This window comes from Candidatus Accumulibacter cognatus, from assembly GCF_000584975.1.
GTDB classification, from domain to species: Bacteria; Pseudomonadota; Gammaproteobacteria; order Burkholderiales; family Rhodocyclaceae; genus Accumulibacter; species Accumulibacter cognatus.
Genome location: NZ_JDST02000124.1, coordinates 1 through 4,397, shown reverse-complemented (window position 1 = coordinate 4,397; position 4,397 = coordinate 1). Strand labels below are relative to the sequence as shown.

Below are 4,397 nucleotides of genomic sequence, written 5' to 3'. Positions count from 1 at the left end.
AAGGCCGACAGGCTGCTAGGATCGGGAAAAGACGGCGATGGCCAGCGTGCACAGCGCGAGCAGCAGATTGACGCCCACCAGCTGGCGTATGGAATTGAGGCTTGCCGCCGCCATTGGCCAGGCGGCCGCCTCGCAATGCGATCGCAATCCGGGATAAACGATGCCGTAGGCGACGGCGAAAACACCGGCCATCGTCAGACCCAGACCGGCCATGAGGTGCCAGCCCAGCGGTGCCGACTGGAAGCCTGTCTGGGCGAGCATCGTCAAGCCGCTGACCAGGACCAGGGTCACCGCAAAGGCCGCGACCCGGAAAAAGCGCTTGAGCGTGGCGGCCCAGAGGGGCAAACGTTGTGGCGGGTCGAGAAGCTGGGCGGCGGCGGGACGAAGGCAGAAGTAGGCGAAAAACATTCCGCCCACCCAGGCGATGACGCCGGAAAGATGCACAAGGATCAGGACGGATCGGAGCATGTCGTCGACTCGGTATCGGAACCTGCGGGCGGCCTCTCTCCTGCCGGAAGCCGCGTTGCGCGCCGGCGAGAGAGAGGAAGAGCCGCGGAGCCTAACATGGATCGGGGTCGAGCGAGCGAACGAGAAAGACCGGTCGGTCGACGGTTGGGGAGTGGCGCTGGCCCCGGCACGGGCTCAGCGGCTGGCGGCCGCCAGGCGGTCGAGCAGCAGCAGGATTTCTGCGGCGTTGTGGTAGGCGAGTCCGGGCGTGTCGGCGAGCGATGCGCGTCGCTCGCCGGCAACGACGGCTTGCAGCGCGGTGACGAACGGCGGCAACCAGGCGGGTGGGTTGGCGACGCCGGCCAGTTGCGCGAGCCCCGCGCCGGCGCTGCCGCGGTCGCCGGCGAGCAACAGGCGGTTGATTTCGGCCGCCAGGGGCGCGCCGCCGATGTGGTTCTCGCCGCCGTTGCGGCGATAGGCGAGGAAGGCCTCACGCGCCTGCCGGCCCGCCTGATGCGCTTCGCTCGCGCGACCGTCGGCGTTCTCGATCTCGGCGAGGATGGCCCAGCTTGTCCACGGCTCGGCAGCGTAGTCGAGGCCGCGTTTGCACTCGATAGCGCGTTCAATCTCGCGGCGCGCTTCCTGGATGCGGCCGAGACAGCGCAGCGTGTTCGCAAGGTTATTTCGCGCGTGGCCTTCGTTGGCCACGTCGCGCAGCGCGACGCGGCGCTCGGCCGCCTGCCGGTAGTGCGTGACGGCGTCTTCGGGGCGGCCGAGAATGTCGTCGTAGAGATTGCCCAACTGGAGCAGGGTGGCTGCCTGCCCGGCAACGTCGTTGCACTGCACCCTGATCGCCAGCGACTGGCGGTACGCGTCTTCGGCGTCGTTGCCGTGGCCGGCGTGCTGGTGGACCATCCCGATCTGGTGCCAGGCGACGGCCACCGTCACAGCTTCGCCGAGTGCTTCGAAGCGCTCGCGCGCGTCGCGCCACGCGGCGAGTGCTTCCGGGAAGCGGCGCTGTTGAAGCCGGACGGTGCCGAGTCGGCTTTTGCTGACGGCAACCGAGCGTTCATTGTGCCGTTGCTCGGCAAGCGAAATCGCCTGTCCGTAAACCCGCGCGGCTTCGTCGAGGCGGCCAAGGTCGCGAAGGCAGTTGGCCCGCTCGGAGATGCAGACCACCGCCATGTCCGCCGCGCCGCAGCCGGGCTCGCGCGCTTCGACGTCCTCGAAGCGCCGCCGCGCTTCTTCAAGCGGCGGCAACGCGGCGCCGGCGCGCACGGCCTTCTGCAGCACGCGCCCGAGGAGCCAGCACGCCCCCGCCAGGTCGTAGTCGGCACCGGCATACGCCGCCTCGCCGGCCGCCAGTGCGCGTGCGTGCAACTGCTGCGCCGCCGCCAGCGCTGCGTCGACGCGGCCGGCGGCGAGGATTTGCTCGATACGCGTGCGTTCGGCCTCGAACGGCGCGTGCCCCCACGCCGCTTCGCCGAGCGTGCGGCTTGCCGAATCGCGCGCCTGCGCGACGCGCGCCAGCAGTCGCGGCCGGTTCAGGAATTGCAGCAGCCCGTGCAGCATCGTCGTCAGGGCGATCGTCGCTGCGGGATCGCCAGCGTGCTCGACGCACTCGAGCAACCCCATCAGGTTCGGCAGCTCCATCCGCGTCAGCGCGGCGGCCAGCGTGCTGTTCCGCGCAGCCTTGCGCTCCAGGAACCCGGCATACTGCCGCATCGCCTCGCACCACTGCTCACTCAGCACGGCGCGCGCCGCCGGCTCGAGTTGTGCGGCAAGGTAGGGGCAGAGCGCCGGGTTAAGGCGCAGGTGATGGTACGGCTCGCTGCTCGCCAGCCCGGTGGCGACCAGCGCTTCGCCGAGCTCCTGCACCTCGTCCGCCGGCCAGCCGGTCATGTGGCGGAGCAGATTGAGATCGACCGCGCCGTGGAAGACGCCGAGCACCGACGCGCGTTGGCGTAGCTCGGGCGGCAGGCGGCGCAGCGAGAGTTCGACGCTGGCGAGTAGCGAGTGCTCGCGTTGGCCGGGGAAGCGCCACTCCATGTCGGCGATCAGCGCCACCAGTTCGGCCTGCGTCGCTGCCGGCCCGCGTTCGCGCAGCGCCGGTGCAAGCAGCGCCAGCGTGCGCGCATGGCCATGCACCGCGTCGACCAGCGATTCGATCTTGCCGCGCTGCGCTTCTGCGGCGTGGCCCATGCCAGCGGCGTCGAGGCCGAGCGCGCGTTCGACGAGCTGCACCGCGTCGAAGCGGCTGAGGCGGTCGAGTTCGAGCCGCTGCCGCTCGCCGGCAAACGGTGCCGGCAGCGCTTCGCGGCTGGTGAAGATCAGCCGCGTCTCGCTGCAGGCCAGCAGGCGGGCGGCGAGTTGCAGGATCTCGCCGGCGCGCTCGCGTTCGTCGGCGGCAAGCGCGCTGTCGCCCGGCGTGTGGCCGCCGTCAACGGTAAACGCGAACGGCGGCGCGAGCACGCTTTCGAGGTTGTCGAGCACGAGCAGCGTCGTCTGCTCGCGCAGTTCGCGTTCGACCGCCATCACCGCCGCTTCCAGGCTAGGCTGCGTGGCGACGCTGAAGCCTTTCCCGAGCAACTGGCGGCCGAGTTCGTCGAGCACGGCGGCGGCATCGCCGTGCGTTTCGAGCGAGACGAAGGCGGCGCGCTGCACTTGCCGCGAGCGCACGCGCCAGCGGGCGAATTCGCTCGCCAGCGCGGTCTTGCCTTCGCCGCCCTGGCCGCGCACGACCGCGTAGCGTTCGCTGGCGAGCAGGCGTTCGAGTTCAAGCAGCTCGCGGCTACGCCCGACGAAGCCGTGCGCCGGTGGTTCGGGCAGCTCGCCGAGGCGTTTCGCGAGGCGCGTGCGCCAGTCTGCGAGCGTCTGCCGGCTGGGTGTGCGGCGGAAGAGTTGCGGGTCGTCGCGGTCCTGGTAGAGCACCGGCACGAACCAGTCGTGCAGATGGAATTCGCCGACGCCGAAGACGCGCCCGCGTGCCGGCTTGTCTTTCAGTTCGCGCTGGCCGGCGAGCATCGCCGAGCCTACGCGTTCGCCACGGCTGAGCGCGCGGTAGAACGCTTCGACGAAACGCCGGGAAGTTTCGACGAGCACGCTGTGGCTCATCGCCACCACCGAGCCGACGCCGGTCTTGAGCAGGGCGCTGGCGACCGATTCGTTGGCGCTTTCGGCTTGCGCGCTCTGGCACGCTTCGAGGAAGACGAGCGCAATGCCGTACTCGCGCAGGAGCGCGCCGAGTTCGGGCGAGGGGACGTTGGCGTGCCGGCGCCGGCCGCGCGGGCGCAGGTCTTCCGGGTCTTCGAAGCAGAGCGCGCCGAGGCCGGCGTGGCGGTCGTAGACGCCGTGGCCGTCGAAGTGCAGCACGTGGTAGGGTTCGCCGGCGCGCGCTGCGCGCTCGAGTTCGTCGCGCAGCGCGGGCAGCGTCGGTGGGGCAAGCAGGCGCAGTTCGACCTGCCCGGCGAGCGCTTCCATCGCCTCGACCAGCGGCTCGGCGCTGGCGCGGTGGTCGAGGTAGCCGCAGGCCTCGTCTTCCGGCCGCGGGCTGGCGAGCAGGACGCGGATCGGCGTGGCGAGAATGGCGACCGGCGCCGGGTGTTCGTTCGGCAGCCGGCGGCGGACGCGAATCGGCTCGGCGCCCTGGAAGAGGAAGCTCTGCCCGTCGTGCAGCAGTTCCCAGGGCATGCCGAGCAGCAGCGTGCCGGCTTCGCGCGCCAGCAGCGTCTGCTCGGAGGGCGTCCCCGGGTCGACGGCGGTGTCGACTTCGACCGAGAAGCGGCGCGCGAGGCGCCCCTTGCCGGCACTGCCCAAGCCGCCCGTGCCGCCCGAGCCACCGAGCGCGGCCCAGGACTTGAGCACTTCGGCGGTCGGCAACGTTGGCAGGGCGGCGTCGTAGAGTGACCGTCCCCAGGCGGCGAGTTGCGCTTCGATTCGCTGCGCGCGCT

General features: G+C 70.9%; 2 protein-coding genes. Both read right to left on the bottom strand.

The genetic code is table 11. The features are described from left to right. Positions 1-15 precede the first annotated feature (15 nt). Positions 16-468, bottom strand: coding sequence for a CopD family protein (locus AW06_RS18745; RefSeq protein WP_034953420.1), 453 nt, complete (start codon positions 466-468; stop codon positions 16-18). A gap of 174 nt (positions 469-642) precedes the next feature. Next, positions 643-4,326 (bottom strand): CHAT domain-containing protein, encoded by a 3,684-nt coding sequence (locus tag AW06_RS18740; RefSeq protein ID WP_273704895.1) that lies wholly within the window; start codon positions 4,324-4,326, stop codon positions 643-645. Positions 4,327-4,397 lie beyond the last annotated feature (71 nt).